21 protein-coding genes, 1 tRNA gene and 1 pseudogene are annotated in these 19,528 nt (G+C 66.1%); 8 read left to right on the forward strand and 15 right to left on the reverse strand.

Annotation, left to right across the window (positions count from 1 at the left end; translation table 11 throughout):
• Positions 1-9: 9 nt before the first annotated feature.
• The 3 genes from ACLIVD_RS37160 to ACLIVD_RS37170 all read right to left on the reverse strand — a co-directional run bounded on the left by ACLIVD_RS37160 (position 10) and on the right by ACLIVD_RS37170 (position 1,310).
• Complete coding sequence (locus tag ACLIVD_RS37160; protein ID WP_491933020.1) at positions 10-543, reverse strand: hypothetical protein; 534 nt, start codon at positions 541-543, stop codon at positions 10-12.
• 3 nt (positions 544-546) lie between these two features.
• Complete coding sequence (locus ACLIVD_RS37165) at positions 547-1,014, reverse strand: hypothetical protein (RefSeq protein ID WP_133987956.1); 468 nt, start codon at positions 1,012-1,014, stop codon at positions 547-549.
• Between the two features lie 125 nt (positions 1,015-1,139).
• Positions 1,140-1,310 carry a hypothetical protein gene (locus tag ACLIVD_RS37170; protein ID WP_491933021.1) on the reverse strand — a complete coding sequence of 57 codons (171 nt, stop codon included), beginning with the start codon at positions 1,308-1,310 and terminating at the stop codon, positions 1,140-1,142.
• Between the two features lie 217 nt (positions 1,311-1,527).
• Here ACLIVD_RS37170 and ACLIVD_RS37175 point away from each other — a divergent pair, with 217 nt between their 5' ends.
• The gene (locus tag ACLIVD_RS37175; RefSeq protein WP_491933022.1) at positions 1,528-2,025 is read left to right on the forward strand and encodes an N-formylglutamate amidohydrolase; all 498 of its coding nucleotides are present in this window, start codon (positions 1,528-1,530) and stop codon (positions 2,023-2,025) included.
• Positions 2,026-2,223: 198 nt separating this feature from the next.
• Here ACLIVD_RS37175 and ACLIVD_RS37180 read toward each other — a convergent pair whose 3' ends face one another.
• The 3 genes from ACLIVD_RS37180 to ACLIVD_RS37190 all read right to left on the reverse strand — a co-directional run bounded on the left by ACLIVD_RS37180 (position 2,224) and on the right by ACLIVD_RS37190 (position 4,425).
• Positions 2,224-2,403 (reverse strand): YegP family protein, encoded by a 180-nt coding sequence (locus ACLIVD_RS37180; protein ID WP_005257571.1) that lies wholly within the window; start codon positions 2,401-2,403, stop codon positions 2,224-2,226.
• 733 nt (positions 2,404-3,136) lie between these two features.
• Complete coding sequence (locus ACLIVD_RS37185; protein WP_491933023.1) at positions 3,137-3,400, reverse strand: hypothetical protein; 264 nt, start codon at positions 3,398-3,400, stop codon at positions 3,137-3,139.
• A 242-nt stretch (positions 3,401-3,642) separates the two neighbouring features.
• Positions 3,643-4,425, reverse strand: a complete 783-nt coding sequence (locus tag ACLIVD_RS37190) for a DUF3109 family protein (protein WP_491933505.1) — start codon at positions 4,423-4,425, stop codon at positions 3,643-3,645.
• 302 nt (positions 4,426-4,727) lie between these two features.
• On the opposite strand from ACLIVD_RS37190, the gene ACLIVD_RS37195 reads away from it, so the two are divergent.
• Positions 4,728-5,765, forward strand: coding sequence for an alpha/beta fold hydrolase (locus tag ACLIVD_RS37195; protein ID WP_491933024.1), 1,038 nt, complete (start codon positions 4,728-4,730; stop codon positions 5,763-5,765).
• A gap of 217 nt (positions 5,766-5,982) precedes the next feature.
• Here ACLIVD_RS37195 and ACLIVD_RS37200 read toward each other — a convergent pair.
• The 3 genes from ACLIVD_RS37200 to ACLIVD_RS37210 form a co-directional block, all read right to left on the reverse strand.
• Positions 5,983-6,056 (reverse strand) — tRNA-Ile (locus ACLIVD_RS37200).
• A gap of 82 nt (positions 6,057-6,138) precedes the next feature.
• Positions 6,139-6,486, reverse strand: coding sequence for a hypothetical protein (locus ACLIVD_RS37205; RefSeq protein WP_491933025.1), 348 nt, complete (start codon positions 6,484-6,486; stop codon positions 6,139-6,141).
• Positions 6,487-6,812: 326 nt separating this feature from the next.
• Positions 6,813-7,979, reverse strand: a complete 1,167-nt coding sequence (locus ACLIVD_RS37210) for a lipase family protein (RefSeq protein ID WP_491933506.1) — start codon at positions 7,977-7,979, stop codon at positions 6,813-6,815.
• A 657-nt stretch (positions 7,980-8,636) separates the two neighbouring features.
• Between ACLIVD_RS37210 and ACLIVD_RS37215 the strand changes: the two genes are divergently transcribed.
• A complete protein-coding gene (locus ACLIVD_RS37215; protein WP_491933026.1) occupies positions 8,637-8,999 on the forward strand; it encodes a cupin domain-containing protein in 363 nt (120 codons plus the stop codon).
• Between the two features lie 190 nt (positions 9,000-9,189).
• Here the strand turns inward: ACLIVD_RS37215 and ACLIVD_RS37220 are convergent, their stop codons facing one another.
• Positions 9,190-9,825, reverse strand: coding sequence for a TetR/AcrR family transcriptional regulator (locus ACLIVD_RS37220; protein ID WP_491933027.1), 636 nt, complete (start codon positions 9,823-9,825; stop codon positions 9,190-9,192).
• 39 nt (positions 9,826-9,864) lie between these two features.
• The gene (locus ACLIVD_RS37225; RefSeq protein WP_491933028.1) at positions 9,865-10,149 is read right to left on the reverse strand and encodes a hypothetical protein; all 285 of its coding nucleotides are present in this window, start codon (positions 10,147-10,149) and stop codon (positions 9,865-9,867) included.
• Between the two features lie 804 nt (positions 10,150-10,953).
• On the opposite strand from ACLIVD_RS37225, the gene ACLIVD_RS37230 reads away from it, so the two are divergent.
• Positions 10,954-11,388, forward strand: coding sequence for a hypothetical protein (locus ACLIVD_RS37230; protein WP_491933029.1), 435 nt, complete (start codon positions 10,954-10,956; stop codon positions 11,386-11,388).
• Between the two features lie 523 nt (positions 11,389-11,911).
• Here ACLIVD_RS37230 and ACLIVD_RS37235 read toward each other — a convergent pair.
• Complete coding sequence (locus tag ACLIVD_RS37235) at positions 11,912-12,382, reverse strand: Ig-like domain-containing protein (protein WP_491933030.1); 471 nt, start codon at positions 12,380-12,382, stop codon at positions 11,912-11,914.
• 858 nt (positions 12,383-13,240) lie between these two features.
• Between ACLIVD_RS37235 and ACLIVD_RS37240 the strand changes: the two genes are divergently transcribed.
• Entirely contained in the window at positions 13,241-13,549 is a 309-nt protein-coding gene (locus tag ACLIVD_RS37240; RefSeq protein WP_491933031.1) for a hypothetical protein, read from the forward strand.
• A gap of 498 nt (positions 13,550-14,047) precedes the next feature.
• Here the strand turns inward: ACLIVD_RS37240 and ACLIVD_RS37245 are convergent, their stop codons facing one another.
• Positions 14,048-15,061, reverse strand: a complete 1,014-nt coding sequence (locus tag ACLIVD_RS37245) for an esterase/lipase family protein (protein WP_491933032.1) — start codon at positions 15,059-15,061, stop codon at positions 14,048-14,050.
• A 368-nt stretch (positions 15,062-15,429) separates the two neighbouring features.
• Here ACLIVD_RS37245 and ACLIVD_RS37250 point away from each other — a divergent pair, with 368 nt between their 5' ends.
• Positions 15,430-15,777, forward strand: a complete 348-nt coding sequence (locus ACLIVD_RS37250) for a hypothetical protein (RefSeq protein WP_491933033.1) — start codon at positions 15,430-15,432, stop codon at positions 15,775-15,777.
• 89 nt (positions 15,778-15,866) lie between these two features.
• Positions 15,867-16,088 carry a hypothetical protein gene (locus ACLIVD_RS37255; RefSeq protein ID WP_491933034.1) on the forward strand — a complete coding sequence of 74 codons (222 nt, stop codon included), beginning with the start codon at positions 15,867-15,869 and terminating at the stop codon, positions 16,086-16,088.
• Positions 16,089-16,681: 593 nt separating this feature from the next.
• Here ACLIVD_RS37255 and ACLIVD_RS37260 read toward each other — a convergent pair.
• Complete coding sequence (locus tag ACLIVD_RS37260; protein WP_491933035.1) at positions 16,682-17,170, reverse strand: hypothetical protein; 489 nt, start codon at positions 17,168-17,170, stop codon at positions 16,682-16,684.
• Positions 17,171-17,602: 432 nt separating this feature from the next.
• Here ACLIVD_RS37260 and ACLIVD_RS37265 point away from each other — a divergent pair, with 432 nt between their 5' ends.
• Positions 17,603-17,893, forward strand: coding sequence for a hypothetical protein (locus tag ACLIVD_RS37265; protein WP_491933036.1), 291 nt, complete (start codon positions 17,603-17,605; stop codon positions 17,891-17,893).
• A 678-nt stretch (positions 17,894-18,571) separates the two neighbouring features.
• On the opposite strand, the pseudogene ACLIVD_RS37270 reads toward ACLIVD_RS37265, so the two are convergent.
• Positions 18,572-18,910 (reverse strand): annotated as a pseudogene (locus ACLIVD_RS37270) (DUF4383 domain-containing protein); the annotation flags it as partial.
• Positions 18,911-19,528: the final 618 nt, after the last annotated feature.

The following is a 19,528-nucleotide window of genomic DNA, read 5'->3' on the forward strand; positions in this document are numbered from 1 at the left end:
CCAACTCTGTCACCCACGGCGTCCAGGCCATCGATGATCGCATCTTTCTCCCACCGACAATGCTTGTGCCACAGCAGTTTCGAGTACCAGATTCGATTCGATGTGCACCAGCGCGGACAGCTCGTTCGGATAGAGCCGGCTCGGCAGCCCCGGCTGCGCCTGAAGTACCTCGGGCAGGAACTGCTGCAGCGAGCCATCCTCTACTGCGGCCGCGCGGAGGCGGAGTTTGAACTCGTCCACATCCAGATGCCGCCACCCCTGGGGGTGCTCCCCCACCAGGTGGGCTTGGGCGGTGGATTTGCCGGCACCGGGTGGGCCGGCCATCAGAATCCCCACCCGGTCGCGACGCACCTGTGTGCGCGATGCTCGCCAGTCCGCAAGGATCCGCAACCACGGCCGGGTGGGGACAGGTTCACCCTTGATTCTGCGGAAGTACCGGCGGTCATTGATCGTGGCGTGCGGGGCGTCGATCGTCAGCGGGCCGCCCGGGGTGGACAGTGAGGTGAGGAAGGCACGGCGATCCTCGAATTCGTGGGTCGGCACAGGTCAGTCGGCCAGTGCTTCGAGGATCAGGTCGTAGTCCTCATCGGTGAGGAACCCGTGGGTCAGCGCGCGGCCCACCTGGTGGTTGAAGCCACCCTCCGTCTGGGGGCGGACATCGTCGACGTCGGGGTAGCCGGTCGGTGCCGTCGGCTTGTCGTACTCCCAGCCGATCAGCTCGGCGCGCATCGTCTCCGGATCGATCTCGCCGGCCGCGCACCGGGCGGCGATCTCGTAGGCGGTGCCGCCGTGGGTGCCCGGGCGCACATCCGGGGCCTCGATGCGGGCGCGCTGGAGCATCTGGCTGATCGCGGGCTGGCTGACGCCGTTGACCTGCGCCAGCCGTGTCTGGGTGACCCCGCCCTCGTACAGTTGCCGCAGGTTACGGAGGAATCCGATATGCGCGACCACCTCACGTGCCCGGTTCTCGGCCATGCTGGAGAACAACCGGTCCCGGTCCATCATGATCGTCATAACCCGAACCTCCTCTATAAGCAATCTTATACCCGCAGTTCCAGGCCGTAAAGGCCGCCACGACCGCCACGACCGCCGAGCAGACACCCTGCGACTCATGGGCTCGCCAATCCGCACGGCAGGAATCAGGTCGGATCCCACGGCAATCGTTCGAGACCGCTGAGCTCATCGAGCACCTGATCGACAGCGGTGGTGGGGATCCGGAAGTCTGCGCCTTCCGACGCCAGGAGGCGGTCGCGCACGGAGGCGAGCGCGGCGAGTTCGCGCTCGAGGTCGGCTGCGGTCCGGTCGCTCACGGACCCATCCTGCCCGAGCCGGGAGCGATAAAATCGTCCCGCCCCGGATTGCACTGAGAAGAACTCCGGCAGCACGGCCTTCGTCGGCGAACACTCTGCTCCAGGGGACATGCGGTCACCGCAGGTCAGATACCCCACCCTGCGAACCAGTCCTCGACCGGACGAACCACCGGTCGTCCTGCCGGCCGGGTGTGTGCGGCCCCGTACTGTGTGCCCCATGTCCGCACGCCCCGGCAGCAACCTCACCACCGACGCCACGCTGCCGTCCCTGGCCACCGACGATGCCTCCCCGGCTCCCCACATCCTCGCGGTACCGGCCCACACCGGAACGGACATCGAACTGCGGATTCACACATCCATCACCCGGTTCGATGTCGCCGCCGAACAGTGGTTCCCCGCTGCGGTCGGCTTCGTAGTCACGGTCATCGTGCACATCGTCGACGCGGCGAACGGCGGGCCACGATATCTGCCGCCCGCCGAACCCGCTGAATGGGCGCGGGCGATCTTCTCCACCGCCGGCGCCGCGCACGGCTACTTCCTCGGCGCCGTCGACCCAAACACCGGCACCCACCGGCGCGGGCAGCTCACCTACCGGCTCTACCTCGACACCGACCGGCAGGTGATACCCGTGCCGCGGCAGCTGGTCACCTGCCCGCACTACCTACTACCTGGCCTCGACGGCAGAGCCGAGATCACCATTCCCACCACGGCCTGACCCCACGGCAGAAACCAGATACCGCGGCGCCGACCCAACCCGACCGCACAAGGTCGCTCGAGGCCATCGGGAAAGCCTGCGAGCGAAGACGTTCCGGATCGCCGACTGCAAACATGGTTTTCGTGCGGCCGCCTTCACCCCGGGCGACGACGTCCCAAGCTGCGTACCCTCCCCACCCCCGCCGGACCACGCCTCGGGTCAGGTCAAATCCTCGGTGGGAGCGGAGGCGGCATTGTCCTTGATCGACGCAATCCCGTTCTGGGCCGCCGCCTTCGAGGTGTACCCCTGGCTGGCCGCGATGATCTCCCCGTTGGCTGCCTTCAGGTGAAACCGGAACTTGCCGCCGGTGTCCTTGAAAAGCTCGAACTTCGCAGTCATCGCCCCTCCTCCGCGTGAGCCCACGCCGGTCGCAGACCCCGTCCCCTGACGGTAGGCCTCATCGGCGGCGGAACCACCATTACGGCGACGCGCGTGACCCCCCAGCCGGGGCATGTCATCTTCGCAGGTCAGTCGATGTGTTCGGCCTCGGTCTCCCACCGCACCGGGGCGGAAAGCACTGCAATCGAAATCGGGCCAACGCATCACACCGAGCCGACGAGTTCGAAAATAGTGTGATGGTGTGGATCACAATCCCTGGACTTCCCCACCACAGCTCACGAAGATCAGTCATGCGCCGCTCGTCACTACGTGCAGGTTGACCGTGTAGCGCCCCTGCCAGCTGATATTCATCGTTGGCGGGGGCTGCGCTTGGCTGTCCCCCAACACAACCCATGCCGCCACGACTGCCACAGATGTCCTCGGCCCACGACTTCCGGCCGACGGTGTCACTCACTTAACAGTCGCCGCCGCCGCGACCGTGGCCCGCCCATTCGGCGCTCGACCGACAAGCCGACACCCATCCCCAGGCGGTGGCAGGGTGCACCCAGCCTCGGCAACCCGATACGCCCAGGACAGCGACGAACTCCTCCGTCGCCCTCCTGGGCTAAAGACCGTCAGGAGGCGGATCAGTTCAACACCTGGTCAGTTCTGCCACCATGGAGAGAACCCTGCAGCCCGGTCGCCCCCCCGGGGGCGCGGTCCCCATGTGGTTCTTCCACCGCCCAGGGTCGGTCTACCCGGCGGATCCTGGCAATCTCGGGTCGGCAGTGAGGTCGTCGGTGTCGGCGAAGACCAGCCGACCGTCGTCGAGGGCGACAGCCCACCGATGCACCGGCGCCCACGCATGCCCGCGCTCCTCGGTGTCGGTCAGCTCGGCGTAGTCCTCGATGATCCGACCGGTCTGCGCCGGTTCGGACGGCCGCCGCACCAGCACCCGCGCGCCCGCGCCGAGCGGACCGGGTTCGGGTCTCGGACTGTGATCCTTCTTCTCGGACATCGGTCTGCGCCTTCCGGTCGACTACACGCCCGGATCATAAGCACCTCGCCGACGAAACCTCATCCTCGACGCCGCCAGGCCTAGCGATCGACAACGAACCGACCGGACTCCGGTGCTTGCGCCTGCGCCAACGGTGGCTCACACCGCTCGGCAAGCACCAGCTCGTTACCTCACCGCCTCGAGCGCCGTAGACGCCCATGCCGCTGTAATCGGTGTCGACGTCGTCCGGGGCCGCCGCTCCGTTACCGGGACTTCTTCTCGGCGACCGCGGTCGCCGGATGCACGGCGATCAGGCCGAGACCTCGGCGTCGCTTACACAGCCGCGCCAGTTCCCGATACGCGGCCTCACCGAGCAACTCGGTCAGCTCCGGCGCATACGACTGCCACACCGCCTTGGCGCCGACGTGCGCGTCCGGCGAGCCGGAGCAGTACCAGTCCAGGTCCGCGCCGCCCTCACCCCAACCGCGGCGGTCGTACTCGGTGATCGTCGTCTTCAGGACCTGCTCACCGTCGGGTCGCTCCACCCATTCCTGGGTGCGCCGGATCGGCAGCTGCCAGCACACGTCGGGCTTGACCTCGAGCGGCTCGATCCCGCGCTCGAGCGCCATCGAGTGCAGCGCGCACCCGATGCCACCCTCGAATCCGGGACGGTTGAGGAAGATGCACGCGCCCTTGTAGCGGCGGGTCCGCAGCGCCGGCTCGCCCTCGAGCTCGTCCTCCTCGATGTACCCCCTCTTCCCGAGACCCTGCTTCCTGAACTGCCAGTCCTCGGGTCTGAGCAGCTTCACCGACTCGTGCAACCTCTCGACATCCTCCTCGTCGGAGAAGAACGCGCCGTGCGAGCAGCAGCCGTCGTCGGGTCGGCCCGCGATGATGCCCTGGCAGGCCGGGGTGCCGAACACGCAGGTCCAGTGCGAGAGCAGCCACGTCATGTCCGCGGCGATGAGATGCTCGGCGTTATCGGGATCGAGGAACTCGACCCATTCCCGAGCGAAGTCGAGCCCAACCTCGGGGCTCGGCGTCATCTTGTCCGACGGCCCCGGACTACCTGCTGTCACAAACCCCACGGTAGCCAATCCACGTAACAGACAAGGCCTGATCGGATCTCCGTCCGGGAGTGAACAACACTCGACCCGAATCGCGCCGACGTGGGTGTAACGCCGCGGCCTCCACCGCGAATAACCAGCGAACGTTCTCGCGGCTGCTTCGGGGCACGAGGAGGCAACGGCCTTCTGATGTCGACACCCTCGGGTGGGGCGTGTCGTCACGTGTGTCGACGATGTGCAGCGAAGAATCGACGTAGAACGCGACAGTCGAGGAGGGTGCGATGAACCCCAGTCGCATACGCAGGCTCCGGCCGGTGCCCGACGCCGAGCCGCAGATGATGTTTCGCACCATCCACGGGTACCGGCGCGCCTTCCGCATGGCCGGTGACGGCCCCGCGCTGCTGCTGTTGCACGGAATCGGCGACAACTCGTCGACCTGGACCGAGATCATCCCGCACCTCGCCGAGAAGTACACCGTGATCGCACCCGATCTACTCGGCCACGGTCGCTCCGACAAGCCCCGTGCCGACTATTCGGTCGCCGCCTATGCCAACGGCATGCGCGATCTACTCTCGACCCTGGGAATCGACCACGCCACCGTGATCGGACATTCGCTCGGCGGCGGCATCGCGATGCAGTTCGCCTACCAGTTCCCACAGATGGTGGATCGGCTCATCCTGGTTTCCGCCGGCGGTATCACCACCGACGTTCATCCACTCCTGCGCCTCGCGGCGACGCCGATCGTCAATGAGGCACTGAAGTTGCTGCGCCTGCCGGGAGCGGTGCCCGCGGTGCGCTGGGTGGGGACCCTGTTGACTCGGCTGCACGGCACTGCCCTGCACCCCGGTGCGACGCTGCACGACACACCGGATCTGGTGCGAATCTTGACCGAGCTTCCCGACCCCGCCGCGTACGAGGCCTACCTACGCACCCTGCGGGCGGTGGTCGACTGGCGCGGACAGACGGTGACCATGCTCGACCGCTGCTATCTGACGGCAAGCCTTCCCGTTCAACTCATCTGGGGAGATCGAGATACGGTCATCCCCGTCAGCCACGCCCACTCCGCGCACGCGGCAATGCCGGGTTCGCGGCTGGAGATCTTCCGGGGCGCCGGTCACTTCCCCTTCCGGGACGACCCCATGCACTTCCTCCACACCGTCGAGAAGTTCCTGTCCGATACGCGCCCATCGCCATTCGACGAGACCAGGTGGCGGCAACTGCTCAACATCGGAACCGTCGAGAAGACTCTCACCCCCGACGTCTCCACGCGTGCCGCCGTGCTCGACGCCGTGGGATCCGCCGAACGCAACGCCACCTGATACGGGCTCAGATGACCGACACCGGGCACAACACCCACCCGGTACCTGGGGCAGGTACCACGCCGCGGCAGTCACCGGTCTGCAGCACCGTGTTCGAAAGATTCACCACCTACCGACCGGGAATCCGCCACGGCCATGTCACTGCCTCGCACACTCTGATCCGGGCGGCCTGACCCCGTCCCTCCACCGGCCTGTTGGGGGCCGGCGGTGAACGCGGTGGGGCGGGCGGGGCTCGAACCCGCGACCAATGGATTATGAGTCCACGGCTCTAACCGACTGAGCTACCTCCCCATCACCGCACTACCCCGCCCTCGTGGGGTGTGGTGATGCTACCGGCCACCCTGCTGGCTGTCCCCGCCCGCGTCGGGAAGTCTCATACGCGGCCGAAGAGCTGCCGCACGCTGCCGTCCTCATCGACCGCATACAGCGCCATCCCCAACAGATTCAGAATCCGCTGAGGTGCCCGCACCGCGGCGTCCACCGATCGCGGCTCGTCTCTCACGACCAGCGCGAACGACACCGACTGATCCGGTTCGCTCGGCATCCGCCGCACGAGCTGCCCGATGGCGGTATCGATGTCCAATCCCGGCGCGGCGGTCGCAGCCTTGACCTCGGCGTAAAGCCGGCGCCCGTCCTTCTCGGCAACGATGTCGACGAAATCCGTATCGGGCACCACCGTCCAGCCCTGAGATGACAACCACCGCGCGAAGTCCCGGGCCACGCGCGCCTCCTCACCTCTCATACCGCCACGGTAAGCCCGAAAAACGTCAGTTCAAACCTCTTTTGTCGAGCGACACGGACCCCACGGTGCGCGATACGGCCGACGCGGGACACGTCACGACTCGAACCCGCCCCGAAGGGCGCCGTGCGGTGAATCCGACGTTCACGAGGCTCCCTCCCGGACCCAACCGTGTCGATCACGTAATCACCTGGCTGCTAAAGCAATCCGTGTACCGAACGCTTGACACTTCCCGCAGAGCCGACTGTGCAGGCGGAAGGCCGGGGACCGGGCCATCCTGCACCTTTTCGGTTCGCTGGGGCCGGCGGTTAGCACCGTGTCGGGGCGGGCTCACCCCGGAAACGTGCCGCGATGAACTCGTACGCATCCGGAAAACCCACCACCGCAGTGGTCATGTGCTCGGAGATGTCATAGGGCACGAACGTCAGCCTCGCCCCGCCCGCGCAGTACCGGTGCGCCACCTCCGCCACCGAATCGAACGGAGTGAGCCCATCGAGCGTGCCGTGCCACATATACACCGGCGCCGACGGCACCCCCTCGAAATATCGGAGACTGTTCTCCCGCAACACCTGCCGCGCCGCCGAACTCGCCATCAGACTGGTCGACGCCGCCAACTGCCCGGCGTTGCGGAAAGCGCCATGGAACAGCAGGAACCGTCGGCACTCGTTGCTCATCCATTCCCGCAACCACAGACCGGTCTCATTGAGCTGCGAAGACACCGGCAACCGATCCGGGTACTCCCGCTCGAGACCGATCGCCGCCGCGAAGGCCAGCCCGAACCCCGGGTGCGGGTTGAAGCCCAGCCCCTCGGCCATCTGCTCGAGATCCGCCGGCACTCCGCCCTGCACCACCGCCGCCAGCTTCAGCTCCGGGGCATAGGTCGGCGCGAGCGCCGCCGCCCACGCGCCGGCCATTCCCCCACCCGAATAGCCCGCCAGGGCCACGGGACTGTTCGCCAGGCCCAGTTCGGCCACCCGCTGCACCGCACGGACACTGTCCAGGGTGATCATGCCGCCGAGCTTGGCCGCACCGTACGCACCGGTCGGGCCGAGGTGATCGGGCACCGAGACCGCCCACCCCCGCTGCAACCCCAAATACATCCCCGGTGATTCCTGCATCTCCAGGTTGAACAACGCCCGCGAGGGCGCGCACTTGGTTCCCAACGAGTTCACGATCGCCTGATACGACACCAACGGCGGATTCGCCACACCCCTAGGAAGGAGCACCGTCGTGACCGCCAGAATCGGGTTTCCGGCCGAATTCGTCGACCGGAACGCGACCTGCCACCCGTCGGAGTTGGCGTACATCCAGGTGTCGATCCGCCGCGTCCGCACCACATCGCCCGGCGCCTTGGCCCCGAGATCGGCGGGAGCGAGGTAGAACGGGTCCGGGTCGGGCCACGGATACAGCGGTTCCGCGCTCGCCGGCACCGGAACCGCCAATGCGAGGAAGAGGACACCGAGCACCGCCGCCATCAAACCCCGCAAACCTCGCCGCACCACGTCCTGCTCCCTCCGCGCCCCCTCGTCAGGACACGGTGACAGTATCCGCACGGGCACCCGCACCGTTACCGACTCGATCCCAGGCAACCTCAGCCACAGTCCCGTGCGGAACCCTCAGAACATTGGGTTTGGGCGAATCACGGGAAAGTCTGCCCAGCGTGGCCAAAGAGCCCTTTCCGTGGAAGTGCCCAGCGATGCCAGGGGCGGGATCGCCCCAGGGCTGTGGTTCGTTCAGCGCCATTTCCGCTGTCAGAAGTTCTCGGTGAGGATCATCTCGAGTGCCCCCGTGCCCCCGTGCCTCCGTGCCCCCGTGCCCGCGGGGACCGCGGTGCAGCGCGGTGTCGCCGCCTGTGCGGATCGAGCACGCACATCATTAGTTGCAAGGTGTACTCGTCGTGGGGCATTCGGCCGTGACCTCTCCTATACGGATCCACCGCGCTCCGAGAAGAAGCAGTTCGCCCAGTGCGCCCGCTGCCCTCATCCACGGACTGATGCTCGATATTGCGGTAATCAGGGTGCCCGCCCAGAATCGAAGAGGCAGCAAATTCGCTTCAGCCCGCGGTTCCCGATTTGACGGTCGAAGATCCGCCGCATCTGTGGGTGCCGCCCAAACGACGTGGGAGGACAACGATGTCCGGTCTCATCCGCAAGAGTCTCGATTCGCCCGAGGAAACCCGCCCTTTCGAGGACGACATGGGCAAGCTCGAACTCGTCAACGTCACGTCCGGCGCTGTGGGGAGGGCGACCTTCCAGCCCGGCTGGCAGTGGTCCAAGCACGTCAAACCGATAGCCAAGACGGACAGCTGCCAGGCCGCTCACATGGGTTATGTCATCTCGGGTCGTATGAAGATCGTCATGGACGACGGAGAGGACATGGAGTTCGGCCCCGGCGATCTCATGGTCTGCCCGCCCGGACACGACGCCTGGATTCTCGGCGATGAGCCCTGCGTGGTCATCGACTGGACCGGCGTCGCCGACTACGCCAAACGGTAGATGACAGCGCCGTGTCCGCCCGCTCATCCCACGCGCGCGGGGAAAGCCTGTGGAGTGGACTCTTGCTCAGGGGACTCCCGCCCTGCTTGCTATTGCGTTGTGCGACACAACGTTGTTGACGACCCAGGCCGCTTCGCAGAGTGAGCGGTCAGTCCGCGGGTAGCGACCCCCGTAAGGACGTAGCCGAGGGTCAGCGGGCTTTGGTGGTGAGGATTGCCGCAAGGTCGTCGAGCGCTATCAGGGCGGCGTCGCTGTCCCGGTCGACGAGCCAGCGCAGCACCAACCCGTTCATGCACGCCAGCGCGAACCGGACGACCTGATCGACCGGGGTGATCCAGGCGACGCCAGCTCTACGTGCGCACAGGGTGAGGAACGCGACGGCCTCGGCGTCCATGGTGCGGTACTGCCGCGCGGCGATCGCCCCTGCAGACAGGTTTCCGGCGCCGCGTCGGCGGAGCGCGTGCGCGGTGATCTCATAGGTCAGCAGCTGGCGGTTAGGGGTGGCCTCGATGATCGGCCACAGTCCGCGGATTCCGGCCCGCAGCAGATCCGCGAGGGCCGGAATCCCAGTGAGCCCGGCCGGTGCGGTGTACTGGCCGAACGCCAGCCGCATCCCCTCGTTGACCTGCAAGATCTGGGTCTCCCCCAGTTGGGTGAGGAGGGTGTCCTTGTCGTGGAAGTGGTAATGCACGATCCCCAGTGACGTTCCGGCGGCGGCGGCGAGTGGACGCATGGTCAGCGCGTCGACGCCCCGCTCGGCCGCGATCGTCAACGCCGCCTCGAGAAGTTGGGCGCGGCGCTCATCGGCGGGCAGCTTCTTCGCCATTCGCCGAGCGTAAGCGCTCGGCGGTCGGCGCCGGGGCCTTTATCCCACGACGATCAGCAGACCGACGGCGGCGACCGCGATCACGGAGGCGAGGACACAGATCGCCCACGCCCGGATCGCAACCCGGTGCCAGTCCCGGTCACGGCGTACCACCTGGGCGGTGAGCATCCGAGCCTGCGAGGGTGATGCCGCCGTGTCGGCTCGGTCCGGCACCCGCTCGCGCGAGCGTCGCGACACCACATCCGCGGTCACCGCCGCGGCGAACGACACCGCAATCACGCACAGCGTGGCCACCAGGACCTCGACCATCCAGAACACATTCATACGGCAACTCGAACTTCCTTGTTTCTCGGGCGTCCACCGCTGTAGGCGATTGCCGTCCCCGTCGGTCCCCGCCCCGTCGTGTATCGCCACGATCGCTCACTCTGTTGCGCCGATCGGCCCACGAAGTTTTTTCAATATTTTGATCAGTCGTCCAATTTCCATTTTGATCGCGCGTCCAATTGAATTGGGCATTCGTTCAGTTTGATGGGCGAAAATTATCTTCCTTTTCGTGAAACGCCGGAGGCGCCCACAGCCGATATAGGAGTAAGCGGGTTCGGTGCCCGTGGATGAGAAAAGGCAAGAGGAGTGAAGGGGTCATGGGTTCTGCAGGTGTTGACTTTGCCGTCGCCTTCGAGGCGTTCCTCAAGTGGCTGAGTATCACGTTCGGGGGCGGTATCGGAATCGGCTGATCGGCCATATATGCCCTGGAACGGCGGTGGCCCGCGGCTCGCCAGGTGGGAGCCGAGCCACCGCCTTCCGAGCAGCGGCCCACGCCTCAACGCTGCCCGCCGCCCATAAGGATGCTTTGCCGCCTAAAGTCGGAATCGACTAATGGCGTAATCGTCATGCATATGCTCACACGGACCGGCAATAGCGGCCCCCTCGATTATCGTCCGCGATTTCAGCCATTCGAGAAATGTTTGTTCGGTGAGCTAGAACCTCACCACCCTTGCTGTCATTTCGTTCGCTGTCCTCGGGCTCGCAGCCTGCGGCAATGACCAGTCGCCGGACGTCGAACCGTTCCCACCGCCGGTCGGCACCACCGCGACAACTACGACGCAGCTGCCGCCGCGCGCGACCGAGATGGTCGTCGGTCAGCCCAACACGCTGACCTTGAGCAATGGCGTCGAACTGACGTTCACGGTCGACTCGTTCGCCTCGCTCACCGGGGCCGACTGCACCGGTTCGGCTTTCGCTGGTCCGCTGGACAAGCAGTTCCTCCGGGTCGATTTGGTTGTGCGCACCGGCGAGACGGTGCCCGCGGACTATACGTCGATCTTCGACACGTTCCTGTGGAAAGTGCGCGGCGACGACGGTGTCGTGATCGACGAAGCGGCGATGGAAGAGGACGCGTCATATTGCCTCAGCGTCGAGGAGGACGGTGCTGATCTGGACACGTGGGAAACGAATTCGATCTACAACGCAAGCTTCGTTGTCCCGCAGCAAGGTCCGGCCGGGACGGTCATCCTGGAGCCGTCGGATTACGTCAGCACAGACCGCTTCGAACTGAGGTACTGAACAGAGACGCCACAAGGCCCCTGGCGCGCAACAGCGGGCGCCACGCACCATGTGCACCTGACCGATGGGCAGCACCCGTCCGACACCGGTCTCGGGTGCTCCGCAGCGAGGCGTGGGCCTCGACTTCATGGGGGCCTTGGCCTTTGCTCTTCTGCGCCGCCGCGAACTTCATGCTCGCCGACGGTGACGCTCTTCCCCGGTTGGACGAACTTACATGGCACGTCATCTTCCAACCAGAAGTGATCCCCCAGTGGCCTGCGGCGGTGCGTGCCGCGCCGGACAACCGCTACGGCGTCGGTTGCGTACTGGCTGTCACACTTCCGTCGCGGCGTGGCTGGATGGTCGGTGGTTGTACAACGTCTATCGCAGAGAAGGCGACGGCACCGGACAATTTCAGCTATCGAGTTCCGGATGTGGGGGTTTCGACCTCGTCACCACTGCCGCCTCCGTTGCACATAGGCCGACCCCGGTGCACACGGGCGATCCTGGGCCCCGAACCGGCGTCGAAGATTCAAAGAATCGGTCAGCCCATCGGAAGGCAAATCGAGCCGAGATTCAGTCCCGTTGCCACGGTGACGGTCGTGCTGCCCTCCGAGCCTCTGAAGCCGGCCGCTCCTTTGAATTTTGCGCCGATGACGTGCGCGCCTGGCGCGCCGAAGGTGTGATTGGCAGTGGCGGTGCCATTCGTCACGACGGCGGCGGCAACGATCACGGTGGTGCCGTCCTTGAACTCCACCGTGCCAGCGGCGTTTACGGGCGTAATCTTCGCGGTCAGCGTGACCGGACAGGTGGTCGCGACGGTCCCCTGCACGGACACAGTCGTCGTGGTATCGACGTCAACCGCTGCTGCGGGTGTGGCCATGAGGACCATCGCGGTGGCAGCGGCGCCGAGTGTGAACATTGGGGCCCGGAGCCGTCGCGCCGGCCGCCGCCGAACGTGCATGCCCTGGCCTGCCGATTCCGAACCGATACTTGGACTTGCGAAGGTGATCATGGCCGTACTCCTTCGATTCGCGCCTGATGTGAAACGCGAAGCGGACGACCACGCATCCGATAGTTCCGGCGGCCGCCCGGGCCGCTAATTCTGACGCTACTCGTGGCGGGTAATTGTCATCAATACCCCAAACGGATCGTTCGGCCACCGGGAATTTGGCCCCACACGAACTTTCTTGGTTTGCCGAGGGCTGGCGGCCGTTGACGCGATCGGTAACCTTTACGGCCCCACCCCGCCCCGTGTATCGCCGCGACGGCGCACCATGTTGCGCGATGTCGGGGTCCGTCCCATTCGCGGGAGCAGTGCTGCACATGGTGCTCGGAGCCCGCGACGCGCACGGTGCACCGGTGCGCCCCGCCGCGCCGGATCGGCCCTCCCCGGCCCCGATTCGCCCCGGGGGGTTTCCACACATTTTGATCAGTCGTCCATTTTCCATTTTGATCACTCGCCCAAATTGGTCTTTCGTTCAGTTTGAAAGAATGTCAATTTTTCTGGTTTGCAGTGAATCGCCCAGGGCACTTCCGTGCGATATGCGGCCCGGGATGCGGGGTGAATATCGGAGACGCCGAGCGAAGACGACGTTCCTACCGGAGGCCTACCGCAACCTACGTGGCGTGCTCGACCCGGCCGTCGCCGTATTCGGACCCAGTTGGTCGTCATCGACAATCCTCACACCGACCACGTCGGCCAAACTTGTGCGAGGCAAGAGATCTGGAGTTGCCCCATGGCCCCGACGGCGAAGAGCAGTTCTCCTTCTCGCGGACCCGCCACCCAGGGGCGCGCAGCCCGCATCATCGACATCACCGCGGTCGTCGCTACCTCGGCCTTCGCCGGCGGCGCCTTGCTCACTCAGACCCCGTGGTCGTCCCGGCCTGGCGCGCGATGGAACCGGCGGCATTCCTGCACCATTTCGCGGTGTACGGACCCGTCACCGGGGCGACGGTGTTTCCCTTCGCGGTCGCCGCGGTGCTGCTGCTCGCAATTACCACGTACTCCGCCGTCAAGCGTCACCGGCCGGGGCGGCTCGCCTGGGCGCTGGCCACCTTGTGCATGGCCTGGACCTTTGTGCTCCTACCGCTCTATTTCGTGGACGCGAACCTCGCCATGCTCGACCCCGGGTTCCCGCCGCAGGCCGTGTCCGCCGAGTTGACCGACTGGTATCGCTGAATTGGGTCCGTGCGGGCCTGGGCCTCGCCTCGGCGGCCCTGGCCTGCACGGCGCTCACGGCCAGCCGAGGCCAGAACGCCACTCACCGGGGTGAGGCGGACCACGGTCTCGGTAACAGCTGAGATCTGTCGACCGCTGCGCGCGGGAAGGGGCCGCATCGGACTTGCACCCATTGCTCATCCATTCCTGCAACCACAGACTGGTCTCATTGAGCTGCGACGACACCGGCAACCGGGTCGGGTACTCCCCGGTCGAGACCGATCGCCGCCGCGAAGGCGGGGCCCCGAAACCCATGTGTAGGTTGAATCCCAGCCCCTTGGCCATCTGCTCGAGATCCGCCGGCACTCCGCCCTGCAAGCACCGCCGCCAGCTTCAGCTCCGGCGCACAAGTCGGCGCGATCGCCGCAGCCCACCCGCCGGCCACCCCCCCGAATAGCCAGCCAGGACCACAAGCCTGTTCGCCAGCCCGACTCGTCCGGCCTTGTGAAGCCGTTACCGTCAGAACTTCTCGGTGAGGATCATCTCCAGTACTCCCGTGCCCGCCGGGACCGCGGTGCAGGGCGGTGTCACCGCCTGTGCGGGATCGAGCAGACCCATCACCAGTTGCAGGGTGTACTCGTCGTAGGGCATCCGGAAATGCCCGGACTGATTGGACGGGCAGAGGTCCCCGATCATCAGGTTTGTTGCCGACCCGTCGCGCAACGCGATATTGGTCGCCGGCTGAATGACCTCGTCGAGCCACGAGCCGATCGTCGTGTACCGGGTTCCCCCGGCGGTGTCTCCCCCGCTGTTGAGGTCGTCGAGGAACGGCGAGCCCTGGGCCTGCTGCTCCAACGCGGGCGACACCAAGTCCGGGGGCAACACCGCGGTCGCCCACTGCATGCCGCCGGGCGTCTGCTCGAGGACCGGAACGAGCCCGTACAGGGTGCCCCCGTAGGTGGGTGAGGCGAGACCGACCCACTGATCGACTATGGCTGCACCACCGAGCCGGTTGACGTAATACCGGGCCACCGTCGCTCCCTGCGAGTAGCCGACGAGGTCGACCTCGGAAGCCGCGGTCGCGCCGCGGACCTCGGCGACGAACTGCGCCAGCTGACCGGCGCTGACCGCCATATCCTCGGTTCCGTAGTTGTCGCCCCCGGGCTCGCCGCCGTAATTCAGCGCGAACACGCAATACCCCGCCCCGGCCAGTCGCGGACCGAGCGCCGCCCAGTCCGAGTACGCATTCGAGTCCGTGCCGTGCACCAACACCACCGGCCTCGGATGATCCCCGGTCGGGGTGCAGGTGAAATCGTTGACTCCAGGCGGAACCGATCCCGGGTGCTGCCGCGCATACCGGGCGGCATCAGGATGCTCGCTCTGGGCGGGACCGATGCGGTCCGGTACCTGCCACACCGAGCTCGCCCCGGGCAGATCCGGAACCTCCTCCGCCGCCGCGACCGGCGCCCAAAGAAGGCCCGCGGCCAACCCGACACCCGCGGCCGCCCACCTCATCTGTCGATGTGCCCGCATCCTGCCGCTCCCTGCCCTCCCTCCGCGCCCCGACCATTCGTGCCGGCACCACTACCGGAGCGCCCCTCTGACCCGGGCAGCTCCGGGGACAGTGTGGAATACATTGAGCGCAAACGCTATTAGGTCAATCGTCCAGTTCCGCTGGGTCGTATGCCATCAGGCCACCGCTCGAACAGTGCGACCGCTGCCGAATCCGACGAGCTCATCTCGTGGACCGGATCACTACCGCTCGGTAATGTGATGCAGGACACAGCGACTGCCGCGGAGATGCCCTACCCTGCTTAAAAACACACCGCCTAAGGCTTCCCTCACGGATCGATGCGCAGAGTGAGTCGGAACCCGCGCTTACTCGAGGAGGTGCGGTCGCCATGACCACAGGACAGCTTGTCCACAACAACGACGGCCCAGGACGGGGCGCCGAAGGCATCATCCGCCGTCCGCTCGGTGACGTCGTCGCGGCAATGTTCTCGTTCGAGGACGGGGACGTCGATGCCGTCGAGCGGATCCGAGCGGGCGACTTCGACGATTGGGTTTCCGCCGCCGCCCGGTCCGGCCTTTTTACCCCGCGGGAGGTCGAGGACCTGGTCCGGTCGTGGCACGCCGATCCCAGGTTGCTGTTCGAGGCGCTCCTGACCGATGCCGACGACCTGAGCCGCAGGCGCTTCGAGATCGCCTGGGACTCACTCGACGAGGTCGACTCACTCGAATACGCCTGACGGTGCCCACCGACGGTGACATGCGTGCGAGCCAACGCACCACACTGAGCGCCGAAAAGCCTTGAGATGAGCGGCAAGAGAGGACGACGATGGCGAACTCGACCGTTCCAGAGCAGTTGCTGCACGCCGTGCAAGACCGCACCACCGAGATGCGCCGATGGTTGGATACGGACAACAACAGCGAAACGCTGATGGCGCACCTCCAACACGAGCCCGTCGACACGGTGTGGCTACGCACCTACCAGCGCCTGGGTCGCGACCTCATGTCAGCTGTCGGAAACGCACAGGAGCAGTTGCCGCGACGTCGATGAACACCGACCAGGATGGCGCGTCGATCGGTACAGGACCCGCGCGCGTTCCGCCGAAACTTGCACCCGCCGAGCGCACAACGGTTTTCCGCCTCGCTTGAGCTGAAACTTTACCTCGCGGGCCGGTCGTCGGTGGGGTCTCCAATGTCGGGGCGCCGACACCTTGCGCCTGGAGTCCCACCTTCCTGAGCTGCGCTGGGGACGACGTCGTGCGGCCAGGCAGCCTCAGTGGGGGTCACGCCAAACATATTGCAACGAACCTCACATCGAATATGCATGTGCAGTGCGTCGTTCAACCCCATTCAGGACCGTTCAGAACAGCCGTCCGGTCGATGATCTCGGACGGCAGGTTACGCGAGCGTGTCGGAACTCTCGGGTACGGCGTGCGCGCGGGATGGTGCCGTGCATCGCCCGACTCGTCGCTGGACACCGCGGCTGGTGTCAGTCGTCGGGGATGTTGTAGGGGCGTTGCTGCGAGTGCTTGTTCCGCTCTCGGCGGGGCGTATGCCTCATGCCGACATCCTGCGCGCTGGAAGGTCGCCCGGAGGAACCGTGCCGCGGCTGCCGCAGCACCTCCTCGACCAGACAACCCCTTCCTATCCGGTGGTGACGTCGGGCGGGTCGGGGAGGTCGACATCGAGAAAGAAGTCGAGCCAAATGAGGGCGTCGGCCAGGGTCTCCGCCCGCATGGTGATGTCGAAATCGTCGGCGGCGCTCAGCGACCGCTCCCCCTCCGCGACATCCTCGGCGACCAACGCCGACACCGTCTGGAGCACCCACCGCTCCGACGCCGGCAAGGCCTCGACATCGACGTACCCGCCGTCCGCGAAGCGCAGGTCGAGGATGAACCGTTCGCCTGGCCCCGCGGCACCCAAGCGCGCGATGACCACACCGACGATGGCATCGACCACCCAGGCAAGAAGAGCGCGGTACTCCGGGCGCTCGTCGAGAGGGCGCGGGTCGACGCACACGCGGGAGACCTCGCACGAGAATCGGGCCGCGTCACGATCCCCGACCAGCTGCATCAGCCGACCGCCGAGAGCCGCGGCCGACGAATCGGTGGGGCGATGTCCGTTCGATTCCATACCCGAGAGTGCCCGGACCCCTTCCCCGCTACACCGCCCCACCGAGGTGCGGTCGACCTGCTGTGTCAGGATCCGTTGATCACCAGGTCCAACAGCCAGACCCCCCACGGTATGCCGCTCTCAATTGGCAACTCCCACAACGTTCCCTCCCAGTGTTGTCGGTGCGGTGTGACCGTCATTGTGCCCGACCAGGCAGACACCACCCGCTCGTGACAACCGAAAAACATCGGTAACCCCCAGCGCACCGAACCAATACCGATATTCCGCCCCACTGAGGCGGCGGCAGGGTGACCGCACTCCCACCCCAGGGAGCCTGGAAACCCCCGTGCAGGTCACCGACGATAAACACGTCGAACTTCCGAACTGTCGAATCCTGCTTCCCCATTTCCTGGAAAGGAACCCATACCGAAGACACCCCGCACACGGATCGCGGTGACGCTCGCCGGCGTCGCCGCCGCGCTGTCGATCGCCACCGTCGGGCCCGTCACCGCCGCCGTCGCCGACACCCCCTGCAAGGGAACCAGCTGCCACACCCCCAATCCCAAGCCGACACCACCGGACCACATCGACGGCTGCCAATTCTGCAACGACGGACCCAAACTGCCCGCCCCGGGAACTTCCCACCACCCCAGCAACCGGCACCCCCACCGCGATGAACCCGCCCACGAATACTCCCGGGATTGGCAGCCACCGAAGCGATTCCGTTCACGCCCGCCGGCGTGAAAGCGGACGCCCGTTGCTACCGGCCGCCTCTGGTGATTCCGGGCGACACGCGACCGTATGCCCCGCGTGCGTGCCTCCCGACGTGACCGAAGGGCCCATTGCCCGTCACGGGGTGGGTAACCCACCACTGTTTCGGGTAACCGGACCGCAGGCGACGACGCGAGACAGCCGGTCACGGTGGGCGACGTCGAACCAACCAAAAGATCGCGGCGCATCCCACCGGATGCGTCCGACCGAGAGGGTGTACATATCGTGCCTCGCACCGGCGAAGACCCCGATCACACCTCTGGCGCCGATTTCGGATCCGACGACGATCCGATCCGGTGGCCCGATCCCAGTCCGTTGGACCTGTGGTGGCAACGGGTGATGTCCGAAAGCCTCCGCCGATCCCGGGAACCGGGACCCCGGCCGGTAGTCCCACCCGCGTCGAGGAACTCCCGCAATAGCGATCCCCGCCCGCACGCAAGTTTGACCCATCGCCCGATCCGACGCTAACGCCCTCGGGCCCGCTCTGTTCGGCAGCACCAATCGAGACGCGCCCTCGATTCCCGGCACGGGAGGGGTCGGCACGCATCAGCGGGTGTAAGGACTGGTCGCGGTTGTGCTGACGGGTGGACCGATCGTGGTAGCGAGCAGGCCGAGAGCGATCATGGCCACCCCGAGGCCGAAATGCAACTAGTTGTCAGCGGTGTTGACCGGCACGAAGTTCGCGGCGCTATCGAGATCGATGACGAGCCCGTAGATCCACAGCACCAGGTAGATGAGGCCGCCGCCGAGCAGGAACGCCTTCCCCGCACCGGCGGTGCGGGCCGCGGCGATCCCGACGACACCGAATAACACATGCACGACGTTGTGCAGGACCGAGACATTGAACAACCCCAGCAGTTGGGCGTCGGAATGATGGCCGGCGAAGGTCAGGGTGTCGTAGTCGGTAGTGACGCCGGGGATGAACCCGAGCACCCCCACCAGCAGAAACACCGCACCGGGGTGCGCGTCCTCGAACGCACGGCAGGCGATGGTGTCATGATCGTGCTCACCAACTTTCGGTCCAAGATTTCCGACAGATCGAGCGCGGCACGCGTTATACCGGCCATCGGTGCCCGGTGACCGGGACCCGCGTGTGCCGCCCTCCTGCGGGTACCCCACCGCCCAGACGCGAACCCGAGCGCAGACCTTCCACAAAGGGACCTCACAGTAGTTCGAGGAGGCCCACCGGCCACGAACACAATCTGACGAGCAACAAAGTCGTCTCAGCGATGGTCAGATGGTCGACGCCACAGCCGACGTGCGACGTGCGACGTCAGGATCATCAGCCGCGTCGAGCCAGAACAGGGACCGGCCGTCGTTCGTCACAGGCTGCCTCGCAGTCGCACTACCCGCAACAGCGTGTGACACCGAATCGGAGTTAGTCGCACAATCGAAGAAGGAGGAGAAGCGAATCCTGATGGGGTGAGCAATGCGTCCGAGCCAGTCGGCACCTGTGCCAGTGCCCCTGCCGGCGGCTCTCACCAGAGATCCTCCCCTGGATCTCGGCAATACCCATCACATCGGCCCCGTGCAGCGGGCAGTGCGCGGACACAGGGATCACGGGGACCCGGGGGGGGTGTCGCTCACGAGAAGTGCCGCCTTCAACGT

It is taken from the genome of Rhodococcus sp. G6(2025) (assembly GCF_058628105.1).